The organism is Aeromonas rivipollensis (genome assembly GCF_037811135.1).
Taxonomy (GTDB): Bacteria; Pseudomonadota; Gammaproteobacteria; order Enterobacterales; family Aeromonadaceae; genus Aeromonas; species Aeromonas rivipollensis.
Map to the genome: position 1 here is coordinate 3,636,556 of NZ_CP149130.1, position 25,051 is coordinate 3,661,606.

Annotated in this window: 8 protein-coding genes; 4 read left to right on the top strand and 4 right to left on the bottom strand. The window is 63.2% G+C overall.

The genetic code is table 11. From position 1 onward, the window contains the following. Positions 1-118: 118 nt before the first annotated feature. From WIR04_RS16515 to trhA, 3 genes are all read right to left on the bottom strand, one after another. Complete coding sequence (locus WIR04_RS16515) at positions 119-18,301, bottom strand: retention module-containing protein (protein WP_338888352.1); 18,183 nt, start codon at positions 18,299-18,301, stop codon at positions 119-121. A 222-nt stretch (positions 18,302-18,523) separates the two neighbouring features. Further along, positions 18,524-20,185, bottom strand: coding sequence for a putative transporter (locus tag WIR04_RS16520; protein WP_139439639.1), 1,662 nt, complete (start codon positions 20,183-20,185; stop codon positions 18,524-18,526). Between the two features lie 117 nt (positions 20,186-20,302). Next, on the bottom strand, positions 20,303-20,938 hold the full coding sequence (gene trhA, locus WIR04_RS16525) for a PAQR family membrane homeostasis protein TrhA (RefSeq protein ID WP_338888356.1): 636 nt from the start codon (positions 20,936-20,938) through the stop codon (positions 20,303-20,305). Positions 20,939-21,169: 231 nt separating this feature from the next. Between trhA and WIR04_RS16530 the strand changes: the two genes are divergently transcribed. From WIR04_RS16530 to WIR04_RS16540, 3 genes are all read left to right on the top strand, one after another. Further along, a complete protein-coding gene (locus WIR04_RS16530) occupies positions 21,170-22,675 on the top strand; it encodes an aminotransferase class V-fold PLP-dependent enzyme (RefSeq protein ID WP_338888358.1) in 1,506 nt (501 codons plus the stop codon). A 140-nt stretch (positions 22,676-22,815) separates the two neighbouring features. Beyond that, entirely contained in the window at positions 22,816-23,367 is a 552-nt protein-coding gene (locus WIR04_RS16535) for a septation protein A (RefSeq protein ID WP_025325884.1), read from the top strand. Between the two features lie 24 nt (positions 23,368-23,391). Further along, positions 23,392-23,688, top strand: coding sequence for a YciI family protein (locus tag WIR04_RS16540; RefSeq protein ID WP_025325883.1), 297 nt, complete (start codon positions 23,392-23,394; stop codon positions 23,686-23,688). Positions 23,689-23,778: 90 nt separating this feature from the next. Here the strand turns inward: WIR04_RS16540 and cysQ are convergent, their stop codons facing one another. Beyond that, complete coding sequence (gene cysQ, locus WIR04_RS16545) at positions 23,779-24,534, bottom strand: 3'(2'),5'-bisphosphate nucleotidase CysQ (RefSeq protein ID WP_338888361.1); 756 nt, start codon at positions 24,532-24,534, stop codon at positions 23,779-23,781. Positions 24,535-24,699: 165 nt separating this feature from the next. Between cysQ and WIR04_RS16550 the strand changes: the two genes are divergently transcribed. After that, complete coding sequence (locus WIR04_RS16550; RefSeq protein ID WP_338888363.1) at positions 24,700-25,020, top strand: ComEA family DNA-binding protein; 321 nt, start codon at positions 24,700-24,702, stop codon at positions 25,018-25,020. Positions 25,021-25,051: the final 31 nt, after the last annotated feature.

Below are 25,051 nucleotides of genomic sequence, written 5' to 3' on the forward strand. Positions count from 1 at the left end.
CCCTGACCTGGCTCTCCCCCTTCTTTCCTTCACCCCACTTTCCATCACCCCACAAGCCGAATGACGCGCATAAAAAAAGCGGCAGATTGCTCTGCCGCTTTGTGTCCATCTGGCTGGGTTACTTGTCGATATCCAGCAGATTGTTGTTCAACATGTAGTCGATGACCTGGTTGGCCGTAGACCCCGATCCCCCGGTCAGGGTGTCGAAGGTGTGGTTCACCAGCACTATCTCCTGGGTCACAGGTGCAGCGCTGCTCTCCTTCACCTGCAGGTGCACCCCTTCGCTGTCCTGGAACACAGAGAGCAGGCTCTTCAGGGAGCTCTGGTTCTTGCTGCCATCGCTGTCGAGCAGGTCGCTGAGATCCAGCTTGTCCCCTTCCGACTTGCTGAAATCGACCACATAGTCCTTGGCCACCTTGCCAGCCTCGGTATCCCCCTTCAGCCAGGTGAAGGTGTCGGATTCGGCATCCCCCTTCAGGATGTCGTCGCCAACCCCCCCGATAAGGATGTCGTTGCCAAGGCCACCGCTCAGCACGTCGTTGCCCGTCCCGCCGTACAGGGTGTCGTTGCCACTGCCACCACTCAACACGTCGCTGCCACTCTCGCCATAGAGGGTGTCGTTGCCGCTGCCACCGAACAGAATGTCGTTGCCGGCACCACCATACAGGAAGTCGTCACCGCCCTGACCGAACAGGATGTCATTGCCATCCCCGCCGTAGAGGGTATCGCCCTTGTCATTGGCCGACGACTGATCGAACTCGCTGGCGTGATCCCTGATGTAGGAATGCACCTGGGCATCGGCCACCGACCCGGCCCCCAGCTTGCCGGCCACATACTGCTTGATGGCCGCATAGCCTTCCCCGTTGATACCGGTAAAGCGCACCGCGTCGCCAAACAGTATGTCGTCGCCCGCCCCGCCATCGAAGCGGTCGGCTCCCGGCAGGTTGTTGATGGAGGTCCCCAGGATGGAGTTCGCCAGATCGGAGGCAGACACGTTGGACTGCACCACCTGATCGCTATCGAACTGCTTCAGGGTATCGATGGAGACATTGCTGCCGATGCCAATGGCCTGCAGAACTACCTTGTTGGCAGCCAGGAGCGGCAGGACGGCCAGGGCATTTTGCAGCGCCCAGTAGTTGCCGTCATAGGTGGTGGAAATCTCGAAGGTACCATCCCCTTGTGCCTTCAAGGTGCCGATGGAGGTCGAGTTCCACTTGTTGTTGTTGCCCTGCGACCACTGCTGCACCCTGCCGTTGGCATCGATCAGCACCCTGCTGGTACCGCCTATGGTGGCGGAGAAGGCCTGACCCGGCACATAGTTGTTGACGTTGACGAACGCATCGAGCTTCTCGCCAGTCACCAGGTTGACGATCGGGTTGGTATCTTCGTAGTAGTAATAGGTGTTCGGCGCCCCATCGGTGATGAAGTAGGCCAGGTTCTTCCCATTGACGTTGTTCTTGGCGGTGTCGCTGTTGAACCAGTTGGAGGTGGTCTTGAGGGCATCCTCGTAGTTGGTCGCACCACCGTTCCAGTAACTGCCATCCATGCTGTCGAGCACGCTCTGCAGCTTGGTCAGGGCATTGGGATCCTTCAGATCCACGCTGATGGACTTGTTGGCCTGACTGTCGAAGTCCACCAGGAAGATGTTGACCTTGCCCGCCCCCTCGGTACCGGCACTGTTCTTGAGGCTGGTAAAGACTTGGTTCAGTTGGGCCTTTATCGTCTCCATGGCGTCGCTGCCGATACTGCCGGAGCTGTCCACCATAAAGGCGATGTTGTAGTTCTGGCCGGGCAGCACCACGCTGCCATCCAGATCCCCCACCACTACGTTGTGCTCGCTGCCATAGGTCCGGCTCTGATCCCCCGGCTCCCCTTCGGTGGCGTTGAAGTAGCTCAGACGGATGCTGTCGTCGTCGGACGCGGAGCTGGTCTGATCGGTCCCCACCTCCTTGGCGATGGCATCCACCTTGAGATCGACCTGGCCGGCGCTGCTGCCGGGGACTCGCAGCGTCAGGCCAGTCAACTTCACATCCAGCGCGCTCGCACTCCACAGGCCGCTGCTGGCGCTGAGGGTGAGCTTGCCATCGACACCGACGGTACCCAGCAGCTGGTTGCCGCTGTAGAGCTCGGCCCCCTTCGGCATGCCGCTCAGCACCAGGCTATCCAGCACTTCGCTGCCATCCCGATCGCTCAGGGAGGCGCTCAGCTCCAGCGGGTAATCGACCACCGTCGGCTGCACCAGCGTCAGCTCACCTGTGCTCTGGTTGAGCTGGTAGATGCCGTCGGCGAACTGGACATACTCCACATCATGCAGCGCCTTGGTGATGCCGGCGCCCTTCTCCGTGACGGAGAAGTCGAACCAGCGATCATTGATCGAGTATCCACTGCCCTTCTTGATGGCGTAATCGGCGCGGTTGCCGGTCAGCACGGCGATATCGGAACCGGCACCGCCATAGAGGCCGTCGCTGCCAAGACCGGATACCAGCACATCGTTGCCATCACCGCCGTAGAGGGAATCCCCCTGGGTCGCATTGCCGCCGACCAGGACATCGTTCCCCCCCTGCCCATAGAGCAGATCGCCACCGCCTTGGGTGCTGACGATATAGTCGTTGCCACTGCCGCCAAGCACCTGCTCCTGGCCACTGCTGCTGTCCGTCAGCGAGTTGGTGATGCCAAGGGCCGTCTTGTTGAAGTTGCCGGATTGGAACTGCTCAGTGGTGACGCTCGCGCTCGGGAAGCTCGGGCTGTAAGACGGAATGCCATTCCCCGTCAGGGTGACGTTGACCGTGGGCTTGTCGGCCACCGCCGCCACATCGATCACCAGCTTGCTGCCGTTGCTGAGGTTGGCACCGTCGCTTATCTGATAACCGATGCTGGCATAGTCCCCCTTCAGGTTGCCGGTCAGGGCACCGCCGCCGTTGCTTGCATTGGTGCTCGATTCATTCAGACCGGGCACGAAGCGCAGATGACCCGCATTCACCTCGGCGTAAGAGATAAGTGCACCAGCCGACACGGCAACCCACTGCCCTGCGGCATTGAGGTATTCGAGGGTGCCATTCATGGGCAGGGTGTTGATCTGCACCCCGAGATCGGTCGCGGCCTGATCGTCGCTGGCACCGAACTGGGCCCAGGTCAGCACCTGAGGCTTGTCTTCCTGCCCGGCACTGTGGCCTCCAGCAGCCGTCGGCGCCCTGTCGTTGTCAAGGATGGTGCCGGTACCGCTCTGGCCACCTATGGTCACCGTCAGCGTTTCGTTTGCCTCGACCAGACGATCGTTCACCGTAGGTATGGTCACGGTAAAACCGGAAACCCCGGCCGGCACAGTGATCTTGCCGGTAGTGCTGTTGTAGGTCACCCCGTTGCTGAACTGGGCAGTTCCCCAGTCCAGGCTGGATGCAGGGTTGGAGCCACTGCCCCTGACAACGAAGTCATATTGCGTCGCCTCCTGGGTCTGGTCAGACAGGGTTACCGTATGTTGCAGGTTACCGCCTTCGGTCACACTGTCGACAGAGACCCCCTGAACGATGGGCGTAAAGAGCGGCTTGGTGGCAAACGACCCGGTACTCACGTCACCATCGCCATCCGTCACCTTGATCTGGAAGTCGATGTCGCCGTCACCCTGGGGTTTGGACATGTTCTGATACTGGAAGAACTCCCACTTGCCAGTGGCAGGGGTGAACTCCAGCCTGAAGACCAGGTTGCCGCCCGCATCCTTGCCGAGCAGGGTGTTGGCCCCGCTTGCGCTGATGGTGACCAGGGAGCCCGCGGCCGTCCGCAGGCCGCTCTCGAAGGTGCTTGGATCCAGGACCAGTCCCATGGAGCCCTTGCCATCAGCCCCCCATTGTGGCGCCACAGTGCCGGAACCATAGGCAATCGCCTGCGCCGTGTCGGCACCGAGGAACTCGATGCTCTTCACCGTCAGATCGCTGTTGTCCTGGGTATTGGTGTTGCCGTTGTTGGTCGCCTTGATCACCATGGTATCGAAGCCCCCCTGCTGCACCTGGAAGTTCTGGTTGAACTCCCCGCCTGCTGCCTTCGAGCTGAATACCAGGGTATTGATCAGCACACCACCGCGATAAAACTCCACCACCCCGCTTTCCAGTTCGCCACCGAACATCTGGCTGAACTTGATGTTGGCGCCATAGGCGACCTTGCCCGCATCCAGCTTGATGACCAGCTGTTCGGAGGCAGAGGAGCCATCCGCAAAGTGGCGGAAGTCGATCTCGTTGGCGATGTTGTGATAGGGCCCCTTATCGCTGGCGACACCGAGCCCGGCGCTGGAGCCGTTCACATCTGCGGTCTTGAGCGTCGAGTTCTTGTCCGAGGTAAAACCGAGGGCACTGATGGTGAAGCCCGTCATGTTCAGGGTCGAATGGTTGCCGCTGAACTGGGTCAGATCGAAGAAGCCGGTCAACGTGCTCGGGATATTGGTCTTGACGACGGACACGGCGTCGGCATTGCCAGCGATGGGGGAGTCATCCTCGACGCTGACATCCAGTTTGCCCTTGGTGGTGCCGCTGCCATCGGAGACCTCGACCTCCAACTGGAACGACAGCTTGTCTTCGGAGGTAGCATCCCCGTGGTCGAGGGGGCCCTTGAGGGTCACTTCATAGGTCCAGTCCCCCTTGCCACTGGCATTGGGAGCCGTCAACTTGACTTCGACCACCGCATTATAGTTGGCAGCGCCTATGGTGCCGGTGTATCCGACCAGCGTCTTGCTGCCCGCACTCCAGCTCCACTGAACCTGAGCACCACCGGACGTCAACCCGGTCGGCCCGTTCAGAGAGATATTGAGGGTGTTGCTGTCAATATCCCCTACGGAGAGGGTGCCGGATGCCTTGATGGCATCGGTGCTATCCGGGTTGCCCACCGTGTCTGCGATGCCGTTTGCCAGCCCCTCCTCGGAGAGAATGGCACCATTGGAGATGTTCAGTGTCGGCAGGTCGTTAACCGACGCCACCCTGATGGTCAGGGTCGCCGGGCTCGCATCCACGGCACCGTCGTTGTCCACCGCCACATAGTTGAAGCTGGTATCACCGTTCCAGTTGGCATTCGGGGTGAAGGTCAACTTGCCAGCATCCGCGGCCGCAATGCTTTGATTGGCAGTGACGACTGTACCATCCAGATACAGGGTGCCATTGGTTGGCAGACTCTTGATGGTGAAGCTCACCACGCTGCCGTCGATATCGCTACCGGAAAGTGCCGGGAGGACGATGCTGGTCGCATCTTCCAGACCGTTGGCCTGCTTGTTCGCCGTCTCCGGGGCCTCGTTCAGGATCTCCGCCGTGTCGCTGCCCGGCAGGGAGGTGTTGCCCGCCTTGTCGGTCTGGGTAGCGGTCACCGTCAACGATTTGCCGTTGGCCGGGGTAGTCTCTGTCCAATTGATGGTGCCGTTCTGATAGCCGTAGCTCTTGCCATTGCTTGCCAGCAGGGTGCCATCGGCTTTGAGCGTCAATTGGACTGTGCTGTTCACCCCGCCATTGCTGATGGTGAGTGTCACCTTGCCGCCTGCAACCAGGTCGGCGTGATTGACCCCGGCGCGCACCTGGATCTGATCATTGCCGATCTCGGTCTTGGTCAACTTCTGGTCGTTGTTCACGTCATCCACGATAACCACGGACGGGGTATTGGGTGCCTGGGTATCGGTGGCCGCCGTATCGCTGCCGCCGGTACCCTTGTTGCCCGCCAGATCGGTGTAGCTGCCGTTGCTCACCGTAACGCTGGCGGTGCCTTCAAAGCCCGGGGTCGGGGTGAAGGTGGCGCTCCAGGTCTTGCCGCCGTCTGAAGTCGTCAGCCCGGTGACGGTGCCGCCCACCACGTCGAGGTCGCTCAGGTCAAACCCGGTCACCTGCTCGCTGAAGGTGAAGGTCACGTCGCTGGTTTCGCCCGCAATGATCTGGCTGTCGACGATATTGACCAGCACGCTCGGGCCCTGGGTGTCGGTGGCCGCCGTATCGCTGCCGCCGGTACCCTTGTTGCCGGCCAGGTCGGTGTAGCTCTCCGGCTTGACGGTGACGCTGGCGGTGCCGGTGAAGTTCGCATCCGGAGTGAAGGTCGCACTCCAGGTCTTGCCGCCGTCGGAAGTCGTCAGCCCGGTGACGGTGCCGCCCACCACGTCGAGGTCGCTCAGGTCAAAGCCCTGCACCTTCTCGCTGAAGGTGAAGGTGACGTCGCTGGTCTCGCCCGCAATGATCTGGCTGTCGACGATGTCGACCAGCACGCTCGGGCCCTGGGTGTCGGTGGCCGCCGTATCGCTGCCGCCGATACCCTTGTTGCCGGCCAGGTCGGTGTAGCTCTCCGGCTTGACGGTGACGCTGGCGGTGCCGGTGAAGTTCGCATCCGGAGTGAAGGTCGCGCTCCAGGTCTTGCCGCCATCGCTGCTGGTGAGGTTGCTGACAGAGCCACCCACCACGGTCAGGTCGCTCAGGTCAAACCCGGTCACCTTCTCGCTGAAGGTGAAGGTCACGTCGCTGGTCTCGCCCGCAATGATCTGACTGTCGACGATGTCGACCAGCACGCTCGGGCCCTGGGTGTCGGTGGCCGCCGTATCGCTGCCGCCGGTACCCTTGTTGCCGGCCAGGTCGGTGTAGCTCTCCGGCTTGACGGTGACACTGGCGGTGCCGGTGAAGTTGGCATCCGGAGTGAAGGTCGCGCTCCAGGTCTTGCCGCCATCGCTGCTGGTGAGGTTGCTGACAGAGCCACCCACCACGGTCAGGTCGCTCAGGTCAAACCCGGTCACCTGCTCGCTGAAGGTGAAGGTCACGTCGCTGGTTTCGCCCGCAATGATCTGGCTGTCGACGATATTGACCAGCACGCTCGGGCCCTGGGTGTCGGTGGCCGCCGTATCGCTGCCGCCGGTACCCTTGTTGCCGGCCAGGTCGGTGTAGCTCTCCGGCTTGACGGTGACGCTGGCGGTGCCGGTGAAGTTCGCATCCGGAGTGAAGGTCGCACTCCAGGTCTTGCCGCCGTCGCTGCTGGTGAGGTTGCTGACAGAGCCACCCACCACGGTCAGGTCGCTCAGGTCAAACCCAGTCACCTGCTCGCTGAAGGTGAAGGTCACGTCGCTGGTCTCGCCCGCAATGATCTGACTGTCGACGATGTCGACCAGCACGCTCGGGCCCTGGGTGTCGGTGGCCGCCGTATCGCTGCCGCCGGTACCCTTGTTGCCGGCCAGGTCGGTGTAGCTCTCCGGCTTGACGGTGACGCTGGCGGTGCCTTCAAAGCCCGGGGTCGGGGTGAAGGTCGCGCTCCAGGTCTTGCCGCCATCGCTGCTGGTGAGGTTGCTGACAGTGCCACCCACCACGGTCAGGTCGCTCAGGTCAAACCCGGTCACCTGCTCGCTGAAGGTGAAGGTCACGTCGCTGGTCTCGCCCACGGTCAGCTGGCTGTCGACGATATTGACCAGCACGCTCGGGCCCTGGGTGTCGGTGGCCGCCGTATCGCTGCCGCCTGTACCCTTGTTGCCCGCCAGATCGGTGTAGCTCTCCGGCTTGACGGTGACACTGGCGGTGCCTTCAAAGCCCGGGGTCGGGGTGAAGGTGGCGCTCCAGGTCTTGCCGCCGTCTGAAGTCGTCAGCCCGGTGACGGTGCCGCCCACCACATCGAGGTCGCTCAGGTCAAAGCCCTGCACCTTCTCGCTGAAGGTGAAGGTGACGTCGCTGGTCTCGCCCGCAATGATCTGGCTGTCGACGATGTCGACCAGCACGCTCGGGCCCTGGGTGTCGGTGGCCGCCGTATCGCTACCGCCGGTACCCTTGTTGCCGGCCAGGTCGGTGTAGCTCTCCGACTTGACGGTGACGCTGGCGGTGCCTTCAAAGCCCGGGGTCGGGGTGAAGGTGGCGCTCCAGGTCTTGCCGCCATCGCTGCTGGTGAGGTTGCTGACAGAGCCCCCCACCACGGTCAGGTCAGCCAGGTCAAACCCGGTCACCTGCTCGCTGAAGGTGAAGGTCACGTCGCTGGTCTCGCCCGCAATGATCTGGCTGTCGACGATGTCGACCAGCACGCTCGGACCCTGGGTGTCGGTGGCCGCCGTATCGCTGCCGCCGGTGCCCTTGTTGCCGGCCAGATCGGTGTAGCTCTCCGGCTTGACGGTGACGCTGGCGGTGCCGGTGAAGTTCGCATCCGGAGTAAAGGTGGCGCTCCAGGTCTTGCCGCCGTCGCTGCTGGTGAGGTTGCTGACAGTACCGCCCACCACGTCGAGGTCGCTCAGGTCAAAGCCGGTCACCTGCTCGCTGAAGGTGAAGGTCACGTCGCTGGTCTCGCCCGCAATGATCTGACTGTCGACGATGTCGACCAGCACGCTCGGGCCCTGGGTGTCGGTGGCCGCCGTATCGCTGCCGCCGGTACCCTTGTTGCCGGCCAGGTCGGTGTAGCTCTCCGGCTTGACGGTGACACTGGCGGTGCCGGTGAAGTTGGCATCCGGAGTGAAGGTCGCGCTCCAGGTCTTGCCGCCGTCTGAAGTCGTCAGCCCGGTGACAGTACCGCCCACCACATCGAGGTCGCTCAGGTCAAAGCCCTGCACCTTCTCGCTGAAGGTGAAGGTCACGGGGCTGGTCTCGCCCGCGATGATCTGGCTGTCGACGATGTCGACCAGCACGCTCGGGCCCTGGGTGTCGGTATCAGCGCTGTCGCTGCCGCCAGTGCCCTTGTTGCCGGCCAGGTCGGTGTAGCTCTCCGGCTTGACGGTGACGCTAGCGGTGCCTTCAAAGCCCGGGGTCGGGGTGAAGGTCGCGCTCCAGGTCTTGCCGCCGTCTGAAGTCGTCAGCCCGGTGACGGTGCCGCCCACCACGTCGAGGTCGCTCAGGTCAAACCCGGTCACCTGCTCGCTGAAGGTGAAGGTCACGTCGCTGGTCTCGCCCGCGATGATCTGGCTGTCGACGATGTCGACCAGCACGCTCGGGCCCTGGGTGTCGGTATCAGCGCTGTCGCTGCCGCCAGTGCCCTTGTTGCCGGCCAGGTCGGTGTAGCTCTCCGGCTTGACGGTGACGCTGGCGGTGCCGGTGAAGTTGGCGTCCGGGGTGAAGGTCGCGCTCCAGGTCTTGCCGCCATCACTGCTGGTGAGGTTGCTGACAGAGCCACCCACCACGGTCAGGTCAGCCAGGTCAAACCCGGTCACCTGCTCGCTGAAGGTGAAGGTCACGTCGCTGGTCTCGCCCGCAATGATCTGGCTGTCGACGATGTCGACCAGCACGCTCGGACCCTGGGTGTCGGTGGCCGCCGTATCGCTGCCGCCGGTGCCCTTGTTGCCGGCCAGATCGGTGTAGCTCTCCGGCTTGACGGTGACGCTAGCGGTGCCTTCAAAGCCCGGGGTCGGGGTGAAGGTCGCGCTCCAGGTCTTGCCGCCGTCTGAAGTCGTCAGCCCGGTGACAGTACCGCCCACCACATCGAGGTCGCTCAGGTCAAAGCCCTGCACCTTCTCGCTGAAGGTGAAGGTCACGGGGCTGGTCTCGCCCGCGATGATCTGGCTGTCGACGATGTCGACCAGCACGCTCGGGCCCTGGGTGTCGGTGGCCGCGCTGTCGCTGCCGCCGGTGCCCTTGTTGCCCGCCAGATCGGTGTAGCTCTCCGGCTTGACGGTGACGCTGGCGGTGCCGGTGAAGTTGGCATCCGGAGTGAAGGTCGCACTCCAGGTCTTGCCGCCGTCGGAAGTCGTCAGCCCGGTGACGGTGCCGCCCACCACATCGAGGTCGCTCAGGTCAAAGCCCTGCACCTTCTCGCTGAAGGTGAAGGTGACGTCGCTGGTCTCGCCCGCAATGATCTGGCTGTCGACGATGTCGACCAGCACGCTCGGGCCCTGGGTGTCGGTGGCCGCCGTATCGCTACCGCCGGTACCCTTGTTGCCGGCCAGGTCGGTGTAGCTCTCCGACTTGACGGTGACGCTGGCGGTGCCTTCAAAGCCCGGGGTCGGGGTGAAGGTGGCGCTCCAGGTCTTGCCGCCATCGCTGCTGGTGAGGTTGCTGACAGAGCCCCCCACCACGGTCAGGTCAGCCAGGTCAAACCCGGTCACCTGCTCGCTGAAGGTGAAGGTCACGTCGCTGGTCTCGCCCGCAATGATCTGGCTGTCGACGATGTCGACCAGCACGCTCGGACCCTGGGTGTCGGTGGCCGCCGTATCGCTGCCGCCGGTGCCCTTGTTGCCGGCCAGATCGGTGTAGCTCTCCGGCTTGACGGTGACGCTGGCGGTGCCGGTGAAGTTCGCATCCGGAGTAAAGGTGGCGCTCCAGGTCTTGCCGCCGTCGCTGCTGGTGAGGTTGCTGACAGTACCGCCCACCACGTCGAGGTCGCTCAGGTCAAAGCCGGTCACCTGCTCGCTGAAGGTGAAGGTCACGTCGCTGGTCTCGCCCGCAATGATCTGACTGTCGACGATGTCGACCAGCACGCTCGGGCCCTGGGTGTCGGTGGCCGCCGTATCGCTACCGCCGGTACCCTTGTTGCCGGCCAGGTCGGTGTAGCTCTCCGACTTGACGGTGACGCTGGCGGTGCCTTCAAAGCCCGGGGTCGGGGTGAAGGTGGCGCTCCAGGTCTTGCCGCCATCGCTGCTGGTGAGGTTGCTGACAGTACCGCCCACCACGTCGAGGTCGCTCAGGTCAAACCCGGTCACCTGCTCGCTGAAAGTGAAGGTCACATCGCTGGTCTCGCCCGCGATGATCTGGGCGTCGACGATGTCGACCAGCACGCTCGGGCCCTGGGTGTCGGTGGCCGCCGTATCGCTGCCGCCGGTACCCTTGTTGCCCGCCAGATCGGTGTAGCTCTCCGGCTTGACGGTGACACTGGCGGTGCCGGTGAAGTTCGCATCCGGGGTGAAGGTCGCGCTCCAGGTCTTGCCGCCATCACTGCTGGTGAGGTTGCTGACAGAGCCACCCACCACGGTCAGGTCAGCCAGGTCAAACCCGGTCACCTTCTCGCTGAAGGTGAAGGTCACGTCGCTGGTCTCGCCCGCGATGATCTGGCTGTCGACGATGTCGACCAGCACGCTCGGGCCCTGGGTGTCGGTGGCCGCCGTATCGCTGCCGCCGGTGCCCTTGTTGCCGGCCAGATCGGTGTAGCTCTCCGGCTTGACGGTGACGCTAGCGGTGCCTTCAAAGCCCGGGGTCGGGGTGAAGGTCGCGCTCCAGGTCTTGCCGCCGTCTGAAGTCGTCAGCCCGGTGACGGTGCCGCCCACCACGTCGAGGTCGCTCAGGTCAAAGCCCTGCACCTTCTCGCTGAAGGTGAAGGTCACATCGCTGGTTTCGCCCACAGTGATCTGGCTGTCGACGATGTCGACCAGCACGCTCGGGCCCTGGGTGTCGGTGGCCGCCGTATCGCTGCCGCCAGTGCCCTTGTTGCCCGCCAGGTCGGTGTAGCTCTCCGGCTTGACGGTGACGCTGGCGGTGCCGGTGAAGTTCACATCCGGAGTGAAGGTCGCGCTCCAGGTCTTGCCGCCGTCTGAAGTCGTCAGCCCGGTGACTGTGCCGCCCACCACGTCGAGGTCGCTCAGGTCAAACCCGGTCACCTGCTCGCTGAAGGTGAAGGTCACATCGCTGGTCTCGCCCGCAATGATCTGGCTGTCGACGATATTGACCAGCACGCTCGGGCCCTGGGTGTCGGTATCCGCGCTGTCGCTGCCGCCTGTGCCCTTGTTGCCGGCCAGGTCGGTGTAGCTCTCCGGCTTGACGGTGACGCTGGCGGTGCCGGTGAAGTTGGCGTCCGGAGTGAAGGTGGCGCTCCAGGTCTTGCCGCCGTCTGAAGTCGTCAGCCCGGTGACAGTGCCGCCCACCACGTCAAGGTCGCTCAGGTCAAACCCGGTCACCTGCTCGCTGAAGGTGAAGGTCACATCGCTGGTCTCGCCCGCGATGATCTGGGCGTCGACGATGTCGACCAGCACGCTCGGGCCCTGGGTGTCGGTGGCCGCCGTATCGCTGCCGCCGGTACCCTTGTTGCCGGCCAGGTCGGTGTAGCTGCCGTTGCTCACCGTGACGCTGGCGGTGCCTTCAAAGCCCGGGGTCGGGGTGAAGGTGGCGCTCCAGGTCTTGCCGCCGTCGGAAGTCGTCAGCCCGGTGACAGTACCGCCCACCACATCGAGGTCGCTCAGGTCAAAGCCCTGCACCTTCTCGCTGAAGGTGAAGGTCACGGGGCTGGTCTCGCCCGCGATGATCTGGCTGTCGACGATGTCGACCAGCACGCTCGGACCCTGGGTGTCGGTATCAGCGCTGTCGCTGCCGCCGGTGCCCTTGTTGCCCGCCAGGTCGGTGTAACTCTCCGGCTTGACGGTGACACTGGCGGTGCCTTCAAAGCCCGGGGTCGGCGTGAAGGTGGCGCTCCAGGTCTTGCCGCCGTCACTGCTGGTGAGGTTGCTGACAGAGCCGCCCACCACGTCAAGGTCGCTCAGGTCAAACCCGGTCACCTGCTCGCTGAAGGTGAAGGTCACGTCGCTGGTCTCGCCCGCAATGATCTGGCTGTCGACGATATTGACCGCCACGCTCGGGCCCTGGGTGTCGGTGGCCGCCGTATCGCTGCCGCCAGTGCCCTTGTTGCCGGCCAGGTCGGTGTAGCTCTCCGGCTTGACGGTGACGCTGGCAGTGCCTTCAAAGCCCGGGGTCGGGGTGAAGGTGGCGCTCCAGGTCTTGCCACCATCGCTGCTGGTGAGGTTGCTGACGGTGCCGCCCACCACGTCGAGGTCGCTCAGGTCAAACCCGGTCACCTTCTCGCTGAAGGTGAAGGTCACGTCGCTGGTCTCGCCCACGGTCAGCTGGCTGTCGACGATATTGACCAGCACGCTCGGGCCCTGGGTGTCGGTGGCCGCCGTATCGCTACCGCCGGTACCCTTGTTGCCGGCCAGGTCGGTGTAGCTCTCCGGCTTGACGGTGACGCTGGCGGTGCCGGTGAAGTTCGCATCCGGAGTGAAGGTCGCACTCCAGGTCTTGCCGCCGTCTGAAGTCGTCAGCCCGGTGACGGTGCCGCCCACCACATCGAGGTCGCTCAGGTCAAAGCCCTGCACCTTCTCGCTGAAGGTGAAGGTCACGGGGCTGGTCTCGCCCGCGATGATCTGGCTGTCGACGATGTCGACCAGCACGCTCGGGCCCTGGGTGTCGGTGGCCGCCGTATCGCTGCCGCCGGTACCCTTGTTGCCGGCCAGGTCGGTGTAGCTCTCCGGCTTGACGGTGACGCTGGCGGTGCCGGTGAAGTTCGCATCCGGAGTGAAGGTCGCACTCCAGGTCTTGCCGCCGTCGGAAGTCGTCAGCCCGGTGACGGTGCCGCCCACCACGTCGAGGTCGCTCAGGTCAAAGCCCTGCACCTTCTCGCTGAAGGTGAAGGTGACGTCGCTGGTCTCGCCCGCAATGATCTGGCTGTCGACGATGTCGACCAGCACGCTCGGGCCCTGGGTGTCGGTGGCCGCCGTATCGCTGCCGCCGATACCCTTGTTGCCGGCCAGGTCGGTGTAGCTCTCCGGCTTGACGGTGACGCTGGCGGTGCCGGTGAAGTTCGCATCCGGAGTGAAGGTCGCGCTCCAGGTCTTGCCGCCATCGCTGCTGGTGAGGTTGCTGACAGAGCCACCCACCACGGTCAGGTCGCTCAGGTCAAACCCGGTCACCTTCTCGCTGAAGGTGAAGGTCACGTCGCTGGTCTCGCCCGCAATGATCTGACTGTCGACGATGTCGACCAGCACGCTCGGGCCCTGGGTGTCGGTGGCCGCCGTATCGCTGCCGCCGGTACCCTTGTTGCCGGCCAGGTCGGTGTAGCTCTCCGGCTTGACGGTGACACTGGCGGTGCCGGTGAAGTTGGCATCCGGAGTGAAGGTCGCGCTCCAGGTCTTGCCGCCATCGCTGCTGGTGAGGTTGCTGACAGAGCCACCCACCACGGTCAGGTCGCTCAGGTCAAACCCGGTCACCTGCTCGCTGAAGGTGAAGGTCACGTCGCTGGTTTCGCCCGCAATGATCTGGCTGTCGACGATATTGACCAGCACGCTCGGGCCCTGGGTGTCGGTGGCCGCCGTATCGCTGCCGCCGGTACCCTTGTTGCCGGCCAGGTCGGTGTAGCTCTCCGGCTTGACGGTGACGCTGGCGGTGCCGGTGAAGTTCGCATCCGGAGTGAAGGTCGCACTCCAGGTCTTGCCGCCGTCGGAAGTCGTCAGCCCGGTGACGGTGCCGCCCACCACGTCGAGGTCGCTCAGGTCAAAGCCCTGCACCTTCTCGCTGAAGGTGAAGGTGACGTCGCTGGTCTCGCCCGCAATGATCTGGCTGTCGACGATGTCGACCAGCACGCTCGGGCCCTGGGTGTCGGTGGCCGCCGTATCGCTGCCGCCGATACCCTTGTTGCCGGCCAGGTCGGTGTAGCTCTCCGGCTTGACGGTGACGCTGGCGGTGCCGGTGAAGTTCGCATCCGGAGTGAAGGTCGCGCTCCAGGTCTTGCCGCCATCGCTGCTGGTGAGGTTGCTGACAGAGCCACCCACCACGGTCAGGTCGCTCAGGTCAAACCCGGTCACCTTCTCGCTGAAGGTGAAGGTCACGTCGCTGGTCTCGCCCGCAATGATCTGACTGTCGACGATGTCGACCAGCACGCTCGGGCCCTGGGTGTCGGTGGCCGCCGTATCGCTGCCGCCGGTACCCTTGTTGCCGGCCAGGTCGGTGTAGCTCTCCGGCTTGACGGTGACACTGGCGGTGCCGGTGAAGTTGGCATCCGGAGTGAAGGTCGCGCTCCAGGTCTTGCCGCCATCGCTGCTGGTGAGGTTGCTGACAGAGCCACCCACCACGGTCAGGTCGCTCAGGTCAAACCCGGTCACCTGCTCGCTGAAGGTGAAGGTCACGTCGCTGGTTTCGCCCGCAATGATCTGGCTGTCGACGATATTGACCAGCACGCTCGGGCCCTGGGTGTCGGTGGCCGCCGTATCGCTGCCGCCGGTACCCTTGTTGCCGGCCAGGTCGGTGTAGCTCTCCGGCTTGACGGTGACGCTGGCGGTGCCGGTGAAGTTCGCATCCGGAGTGAAGGTCGCACTCCAGGTCTTGCCGCCGTCTGAAGTCGTCAGCCCGGTGACTGTGCCGCCCACCACGTCGAGGTCGCTCAGGTCAAACCCGGTCACCTGCTCGCTGAAGGTGAAGGTCACATCGCTGGTCTCGCCCGCAATGATCTGGCTGTCGACGATATTGACCAGCACGCTCGGGCCCTGGGTGTCGGTATCCGCGCTGTCGCTGCCGCCTGTGCCCTTGTTGCCGGCCAGGTCGGTGTAGCTCTCCGGCTTGACGGTGACGCTGGCGGTGCCGGTGAAGTTGGCGTCCGGAGTGAAGGTGGCGCTCCAGGTCTTGCCGCCGTCTGAAGTCGTCAGCCCGGTGACAGTGCCGCCCACCACGTCAAGGTCGCTCAGGTCAAACCCGGTCACCTGCTCGCTGAAGGTGAAGGTCACATCGCTGGTCTCGCCCGCGATGATCTGGGCGTCGACGATGTCGACCAGCACGCTCGGGCCCTGGGTGTCGGTGGCCGCCGTATCGCTGCCGCCGGTACCCTTGTTGCCGGCCAGGTCGGTGTAGCTGCCGTTGCTCACCGTGACGCTGGCGGTGCCTTCAAAGCCCGGGGTCGGGGTGAAGGTGGCGCTCCAGGTCTTGCCGCCGTCGGAAGTCGTCAGCCCGGTGACAGTACCGCCCACCACATCGAGGTCGCTCAGGTCAAAGCCCTGCACCTTCTCGCTGAAGGTGAAGGTCACGGGGCTGGTCTCGCCCGCGATGATCTGGCTGTCGACGATGTCGACCAGCACGCTCGGACCCTGGGTGTCGGTATCAGCGCTGTCGCTGCCGCCGGTGCCCTTGTTGCCCGCCAGGTCGGTGTAACTCTCCGGCTTGACGGTGACACTGGCGGTGCCTTCAAAGCCCGGGGTCGGCGTGAAGGTGGCGCTCCAGGTCTTGCCGCCGTCACTGCTGGTGAGGTTGCTGACAGAGCCGCCCACCACGTCAAGGTCGCTCAGGTCAAACCCGGTCACCTGCTCGCTGAAGGTGAAGGTCACGTCGCTGGTCTCGCCCGCAATGATCTGGCTGTCGACGATATTGACCGCCACGCTCGGGCCCTGGGTGTCGGTGGCCGCCGTATCGCTGCCGCCAGTGCCCTTGTTGCCGGCCAGGTCGGTGTAGCTCTCCGGCTTGACGGTGACGCTGGCAGTGCCTTCAAAGCCCGGGGTCGGGGTGAAGGTGGCGCTCCAGGTCTTGCCACCATCGCTGCTGGTGAGGTTGCTGACGGTGCCGCCCACCACGTCGAGGTCGCTCAGGTCAAACCCGGTCACCTTCTCGCTGAAGGTGAAGGTCACGTCGCTGGTCTCGCCCACGGTCAGCTGGCTGTCGACGATATTGACCAGCACGCTCGGGCCCTGGGTGTCGGTGGCCGCCGTATCGCTACCGCCGGTACCCTTGTTGCCGGCCAGGTCGGTGTAGCTCTCCGGCTTGACGGTGACGCTGGCGGTGCCGGTGAAGTTCGCATCCGGAGTGAAGGTCGCACTCCAGGTCTTGCCGCCGTCTGAAGTCGTCAGCCCGGTGACGGTGCCGCCCACCACGTCGAGGTCGCTCAGGTCAAACCCGGTCACCTTCTCGCTGAAGGTGAAGGTCACATCGCTGGTCTCGCCCGCAATGATCTGGCTGTCGACGATGTCGACCAGCACGCTCGGGCCCTGGGTGTCCACACTGTAACCTTCGCTACCAGTCGCTTTGGCGCTGTTGCCCGCCGCATCGGTGGTGGTCACGCTGGCGTCGATCACCTTGTCACCATCCGCCACCAGATCCGCTCCCGGCACCTTGATGCTGAAGGTCTTGTCAGCCAGCACTTGGCCGGTGAAGGTCTTGCCGTTCACCGTCAGGGTGACGGTATCGCCCACCTGGACGTCGCCACCCACGCGACCGGTGACCGGGATCTGCTGGCCGGCTTCGGCGGCGTTGATCACATCATCCGGCGTGATGTCGGCATCCAGGGTGATTCGGGCTTCAGGCGCCGTGGTGTCGAGCAAGGTGGTGTCATCACGGGCATCAGCGCTGTTGCCCGCCGCGTCGGTGACGCTGGCCACGACTTCCAGGTTGCCATCCGCCAGCCCGCTCAGATCAGCCTTGGTGCTGTAGTTGCCATTGGCATCCGTCTGTGCGGTGACGGTCACGCTGGCGCCCTTGGTATCAGTGATGATCAGGGTCACTGTGCGACCCGGGCCGACATCGGAGGTACCTGTGATGGGGGCATTGGCAGCATTGCTGCCATTCACGTCATCCAGACTCACCGTGATGTTGGCGGTGGTGTCCACGTTGCCATCATCGGCGGCTGTGCCGGTATTGCCGGCAGGATCGGTCACGCTGGCAGTCACCTCATAACCGCCATCCGGCAGGGGGGTGACCACATCAGAGCTGTAAGACCCATCCGGTTGAACTGTGGCCGTCAGCGTCTGCTGGTTGCCATTGGCATCGGTCACCACCAGGGTCACAGTGCTGCCAGGGGTGGCATTTGTGGTGCCTGTGATGGTCGGGGTGCTGTCGTTGGTGTTGTCCGGCGCAGTCACAGTGACAGAAGGCGCCGTGCTGTCCACGCTACCATCGTCGGTGGCGGTACCGGTATTGCCGGCGGGATCGGTCACGCTGGCGGTCACGTCATAGCCGCCGTCCGGCAGGGGAGTCTCCACATCCACGCTGAAGCTGCCATCCGGATTGACAGTGGTGATCAGGGTCTGCTGGTTGCCGTTGGCGTCGGTCACCACCAGGGTCACAGTGCTGCCGGGAGCAGCATCCGTGGTCCCGGTGAGGGTCGGGGTGCTGTCGTTGATGTTGTCCGGTGCGGACACAGTGATGGTGGGTGCTGTGAGATCGAGGAGTTCATCCTCGTCATCCTGCGCTTCGGCCAGCGGAGCGGGAGCATCCGGATTGGCGGAATCAAAGCCGGCGGTGGAGATGGTGGCATCACCGGTTCTGTCGATGGTGATGAAGCCGCCGTTGCCGCTGGCACCCGCAACGCCGCCTACGTTGCCCGCAGCGGGTGCCCCGCCCGCCGCCGATGCTTCAAATGCCTGGGTCGGGTCTGTTCCCGCCAGAATTGCCTGCTGCAGGGCGGCGATGTCGTCAGGTACATCCCCCTGCCCCTGCTGTGCCAGCTGGGGCTCTTCAGACTCGGGAGTGTTGCTCGGGCTCAGGGTAAAGGTGGTTTCTCCCCCCTGGAAGCTGGCCCCCTCAGGAGCGAGCAATACTGCATCCTTGGGCAGCACATCGCCTTCAGAAAGAAGCGTCTGGCTCCCGTCAGCGGCAACCAGGTAGACTTTGCCTTGCAATTGGGTAACGACGACGTCCTGATCCAGTACGATGCTCTTGCTGCTCATGGTTTCTCCTGAAATATCAATGGGCATAGATTTCCAGCCTCCAATGTGCCCGTTAGTCCGACCAGATACCAGTGAGAAAAATCGAACGAACAGACCGAAATGAGGCTTGGATTCGCGCCGAAAACGAAGGGTGTTTGACAGGGAATAAAATTAGTTAAATCAATAGCATCAAAAATGACAGAACGAAGATGGGAGCCTTATTGGCTCCCATTTCACGTCGATTCAGGCCCCGGCCCAGAGCAGGATGGCCAGCAGCTGGGGAGAGATGATCCGCAGGAACATCACCAGGGGGTAGACGGTCGCATATGACAGGGCGCTGGCGCCACTGGTGGGGTGCATCCCGTTGGCGAAGGCCAGGGCGGGAGGATCCGTCATGGAGCCGGCCAGCAGACCGCACAGGGTGAGATAATTGACCTTGCCATAGTGACGCGCCAGCACCCCGACCACCAGCAGCGGGATCAGGGTGATGGCTACGCCATACATCATCCAGGCGGGACCATCCCCGTTGATCAGGGTGTCGATGAAACCGGCCCCGGACTTGAACCCCACCACCGCCAGGAACAGCACTATGCCTATCTCCCGCAGCGCCAGGTTGGCGCTCGGTGGCATGAACCAGTAGAGCTTGCCGATGCTGCCGATGCGGGACAGTATGAGGGCCACCACCAGGGGGCCGCCCGCCAGACCCAGCTTGAGGGCAGCCGGGAATCCCGGCAGGTAGAAGGGTATGGAACCGAGCAATACACCCAATCCAATGCCGATGAAGACCGGCAGCATCTGCACCTGCTGCAGTTTTTGCTGGACGTTGCCGACCACGCTGGTCACGGCCTCGATGGCATCGAGCCGCCCCACCAGGTTCAGGATGTCGCCAAACTGCAGGCTGGTCTGGCTGGTCGGGACCAGTTCGATGCCGGCCCGGTTGAGGCGCGAGATGACCACATCGTATTTCTGCTTGATGTCGAGATCCCGGATCCGTTTGCCGAGCACCTGCTCGTTGGTGACCACCACCCGCTCGACCCGCAGATCCGTGCCCCGGGTAGAGAGGGAGGTATCCACCTCCTCCCCGAGTACCAGCAGCACCTTGTGCAGGGCGTGGCGCTCCCCCACCAGGTGCAGCAGATCGCCGAGCTCGATGCGCGAGTCGGGCTTGGGCACCATCAGCTCGTCACCGCGCTTGAGGCGGGAACAGATGACATCGGCCTCATCCAGGCTCGGGATCTCGCGGAGCATCAAGCCGTGCATGTTGGGGTTGCGCACCGCGATATTGATGGTTTGCAGGCTCTCCTTGGTCTTGCCCGCCTGTTGCTCGAACGCGGCTGCTTCTTCGTCGATCTTGACGTGAAAGAACATGCGAATGAGCCACATGGTAAGCAGGATGCCGCAGATCCCGAACGGGTAGGCCACCGCATAGCCCATCCCCATCAGGCCGGTGGAGCCCGGATCCGCCCCAAGCTCGGCCAGGATCTGCTGACCCGCCCCCAGCGAAGGAGTGTTGGTCACGGCACCGGAGAAGACCCCGAGGATCACCGGCAGCGGCACGTCGAACAGCTGGTGCAGCGCCGCGGCCACCACGCAGCCGAGCAGCACCAGCAGGGCGGCAAAGCCATTGAGCTTGAGCCCCGAGCTGCGCAGGGAAGAGAAGAAGCCGGGACCGACCTGGATACCTATGGTGTAGACGAACAGGATCAGACCAAATTCTTGAATGAAATGAAGTGTTTGCTCATCCAGCTTCAGGCCGGAGAGCCCGGCAAAATGACCCACTATGATGCCGCCGAACAGCACACCGCCAATTCCCAAACCAACGCCATAGACTCGCCAGTTTCCCAGCCAGAGTCCCAGCACCGCCACCAGCGACAACATGCTGATGGAAAGCGCGATCTCACTCATTTTTGCATCCTTTCCAAGCTGAACTGACCCTAGCTTGTCAGCAAACGAAGGGGGCAACTGTGGGATGCCGCACGAATTCAGGCTTTCATGGGCGCAAAAATACCAATTAAGGGCTAGTCAGGCGACATAACCATAGATGGCCATGAAGTGACAGAGGCTTCCCCCCAGCACGAACAGATGCCAGATGGCGTGGTTGTAAGGGATCTGCCTGGCCATGTAGAAGATGGTGCCCAGGCTGTAGATGAGCCCGCCAAGCCCCAGCAGCAGGAGCCCGGTACCATCCAGATGTAGATAGAGCTGATAGACGACCACCAGGGACAACCAGCCCAGCATCAGATAGGTGAACAGAGACAGGCGCTTGAAGCGATTGATGAACAAGAGCTTGAACACCACCCCGGCCAGGGCCAGCCCCCAGATCACTACCATCAAGCCCTGCGCCAGCGGGGTATCGAGCGCTACCAGCAGAAAGGGGGTGTAGGTGCCGGCGATCAGCAGGTAGATCGCACAGTGATCAAGCAGCTTGCACCGGCGTCTGGCCACCGCCGATCCCATGCTGTGGTAGAGGGTCGAGGCGAGATAGAGCAGCACCAGGCTGGAGCCGTAGAGGCCGTAGCTCAGCAACGCCTGGGGCCCCTGATCCCAGCCCTTGTGCAGCAGCAGGATCAGGCCGAAGATCCCCAGCAGCAGCCCCAGCCCGTGGCTGAGACGATTGGCCCACTCTTCCCGTGGGGAATACCCCGTCACATCCGTCATCACCACCTCCAGCCAAGCTTGGATCCACTCTAGCGCCCGGCGTTTCAGGCTACAACTGTTAGCTCAAAATAAAAGGGGCTGACCAGGGAGCCTCGGCGTCAGGAGGTGGCTGTTCCCCCCGCCCCTTTGGTGTATGCTCTGCGGCCGACGCCACCCGCGCAGATGGCCGTGTCTGTCCGGCACGGCAAGCGCCCGGTACTTTCTGCCCGACAGGCTGGTCTGGAGAACCTGATGAAGCTGACTGAACTGTTTACACAACCGGATCCTGACTTCGGCCAGGCCATGACGGCCCTGCTGGAGACCTTCCATCACTCGGATGACAGTCAGGCCCCCTATCAGCGCGACAGTTTCGTCCATCAGTTCGAGCAATCGTCCATGCCCGCCAGCGGCATGAGCACGACAGAGTACCTCACGCGCCTCGCCGCCCTGGTACCCGGCGCCTCCCATCTCACCTCGCCCCACTACATGGGGCACATGACGGCCCCTTTGCCGGCCTTCACCGCCGAGCTCTCCCGGCTGCTGGTGATGCTCAACCAGAATCCGATGAAGATGGAGTCCTCCCGCCTGCTCAGCTTCCTGGAGCGGGAGGTGCTGGCCAAGCTGCACCGCCTCGTCTATCGGGAGAACGACGGCTTTTACGAGGCGCAGATGCATGCCAAGGATGCTGCCCTCGGCGTCATGACCAGTGGTGGCACCATAGCCAACGTCACCGCCCTCTGGCTGGCCCGCAACCGGGCCTGTGGCGACGATCTGTTTTCCCTCTACGAGCAGGGCTATAGAGGCGCCGTGATCCTGGGGTCCCGGCTGATGCACTACTCCTTCGACAAGGGGATGGATCTGCTGGGGCTGGGGGCTTGCCGCGTCTGGCGCCTCGAGACGGATGCCGACAACCGGCTCTGCCTCTCGGCCCTCGAGAGCGCACTGGCTCGATGCCGGGAGCAAAAGCTCAAGGTGCTGGCCCTGGTGGGGGTCGCCGGCAGCACGGACTTTGGCTCCATCGATCCACTGCCCGAACTCGCCGCCATCGCCAGGCGCGAACAGATCCACTTTCACGTGGATGCCGCCTGGGGTGGCCCGACCCTGTTTTCCCCCCGCTATCAGGGCTTGCTGGACGGCATAGCGCAGGCCGATACCGTGACCCTGGACGGCCACAAGCAGCTGCTGGTACCACTCGGTACCGGGATGCTGCTCTGTCGCCAGCCGGATCTGATGATGACAGTGAAGCGGGAGGCCCCCTACGCCATCCGCGCCAGCTCTTTCGATCAGGGCCGCTTCACCCTGGAGGGCACCCGCCCCGCCAACGCGCTCTATCTGGATGCCGCCTTCCAGTTGCTGGGTCAGCAGGGCTATGCCCAGCTTATCGACGCAAATTACGACAGGGCGCGGCGGATGGCAGAGCTCATCGATGCCCACCCCGCCTTCGAGCTGATGTCAGCCCCCGTGATGAACCTGCTCTCCTATCGCTGCATTCCGCCCCATCTGCAGGGCAAGGCTCTGGACGAGGCGGCCAACGAGCAGATCAATGCCTTCAACGTGGCGCTGCAAAAGGCCCAGCGCGCCGAGGGGCACAGCTTCGTCTCCCGTACCCAGCGGGCGGTGAGTCGCTACGGCACACAGCCGCTCACCCTGCTGCGCGCCGTCCTGCTCAATCCCCTCATCGAGGAGCGCCATATCCGTGACTTGCTGGATGACCAGCTGCGGCTCGGCAGCCTCGTTGCCAGTCAGCTGTTCGGCTAGATGGCGCAACAAGGATCATCGTCACCCCTAAGGGTGGCGGCCTCGCAGCGGGGAACTGCATACTAAATGAACGGTCTTATTCATTTGCCGTTGCCTAACGGGCAGGTACACTGAGTGAAATTTTGAGGTTAGAGCCCAGCATGAAGCAGTTTATTGAATTTATTCCCCTGATCGTCTTCTTCGCGGTCTACAAGTTTTACGACATCTACACCGCCACCGGCGCCCTGGTGGTCGTCACCGGCCTTCAGCTGCTCTACAGCTGGGTGCGCTATCGCAAGGTCGAGAAGATGCAGCTGTTTACCTTCCTGCTGGTCGGTTTCTTCGGCGGCCTCACCGTCTTCTTCCACGACGATACCTTCATCAAGTGGAAGGTGACCGTGATCAATGCACTCTTTGCCCTGGCCCTGCTCATCAGCCGCTACGGCTTTGGCAAGAATCTCATCAAGCAGATGCTGGCCAAGGAGCTGCAAGCTCCCGACCGCGTCTGGGACAACGTCAACCTCGGCTGGGTCGGTTTCTTCGCCCTCTGCGGCCTCCTCAACCTCTATGTGGCCTTCAACCTCTCCCAGGAGATGTGGGTCAACTTCAAGGTCTTCGGCCTGCTGGGTATGACGCTGGTGTTCACCCTGCTGAGCGGCGTCTACCTCTATCGCCACATGCCGGCCGAGCAGAAAGCAGAACAGAAAAAATAACCGCAATCAGAAAAGGACCCTCTCATGTGGTATCTCATCTACTCCGAAGATGTCGCCGGCAGCCTGCCCCAGCGCAAGCTCGCTCGCCCTGCCCACCTAGCCCGTCTGCAGGCGCTGCAGGATGAGGGGCGCCTGCTGACGGCCGGCCCCAATCCAGCCATCGATGCCGAGGATCCGGCCGATGCGGGTTTCACCGGCAGCACCGTCATCGCCGAATTCCCCAGCCAGGCCGACGCCAAGGCCTGGGCCGATGCCGACCCTTATGTGGCGGCAGGCGTCTATGCCAAGGTGACCATCAAGCCGTTCAAGAAGGTGTTCTGAACCGGGCAGATTGGCATCGTTGATGCACGAGAATGCAAAAGGCCGGACATTGTCCGGCCTTTTTACATCTGCACGCCCTGGCGACGCCAATCAGGCCCGTGCCACAAACCAGGGGTTGAGGATATCCGGCTTGTTGTAGGCAAGCGCTGAGCCATCGAGCTGGGTAACGGACCCACCCGCCCCTTCCAGCACCGCCTGCGCCGCCGCCGTATCCCACTCGCAGGTGGGGGCGAGGCGCGGATAGAGCTCGGCGTCCCCTTCGGCAATGATGCAGAACTTGAGGGAGCTGCCCATGGAGACCAGTTCTATCTCGCCAAAAGGTGCCAGATAGTCGAGAGTCTCCTGCGACAGGTGGTTACGACTGCCCACCACCCGCCAGGGCGCCCCTTCCTGATGAGGCAAGGTCTGAATAGCTTTATGCGTGCCATCGGCAACACGCCAGGCCCCGACCCCCTTGCCGCCATACCAGAGCCGGTCCAGCACAGGGGCATAGACCAGCCCCCAGACCGGCCTGCCCTCCTCGATCAGCGCAATGTTCACGGTGAACTCGCCGTTGCGGGAGACGAACTCCTTGGTGCCATCCAGCGGGTCCACCAGCCAGTAGCGGGACCAGCCGAGCCGCGCCTGCATCGTCTCGGCGTCCGACTCTTCCGACAGCACGGGGATATCCGGCATCAACCGGGTCAGCGCCTGCACTATCACCTCGTGCGCCCCCTGATCGGCGGCGGTGAGCGGACTCTCGTCCTGCTTGTACTCCACAGCAAATGGTTGACAGTAGATGGCCAGGATGGCGTCACCGGCGGCGCGGGCGATGGGCTCCAGTGCGGAAATGGCGGGTAGGTACATGGAAAAGACATCTCGCTCAAATGGTTAGTCAGTGTAACTGAGGAGGAGGTATCCAGCTTATAGCCGATTTGCCTGAGTTATTCCTTGCTACTTCTGACAGACAAAAAGTGGCGCAGCTCGGCTAATTATCAATAGTCAATTGACACTACATAAGGACATGAAACCATGAACCGAAAAACACTGATCGCCGCCCTGCTGCTGGCTTGCCTGCCCCTGCTGAGCCAGCCTGCGCTCGCCGCCGACAAGCCGGCTACCAAACCGGCCACAACTGTCACCAATACCAAGGAGGTGGGCAAGATCAACCTGAACACCGCCAGTGCCGATGAACTCGCGGCGCTGAAGGGCGTTGGCGAGAAGAAGGCGCAAGCCATCGTCGATTACCGCGAGAAGCAGGGCAAGTTCACCTCGGTGGATCAGTTGGAAGAGGTTAGCGGCATAGGGCCCGCCACCCTGGATGCGAACCGGGACATGATTATCGTCAAGTAACCGGTTTGAATCCCTGTCATCCGAGGGCGGC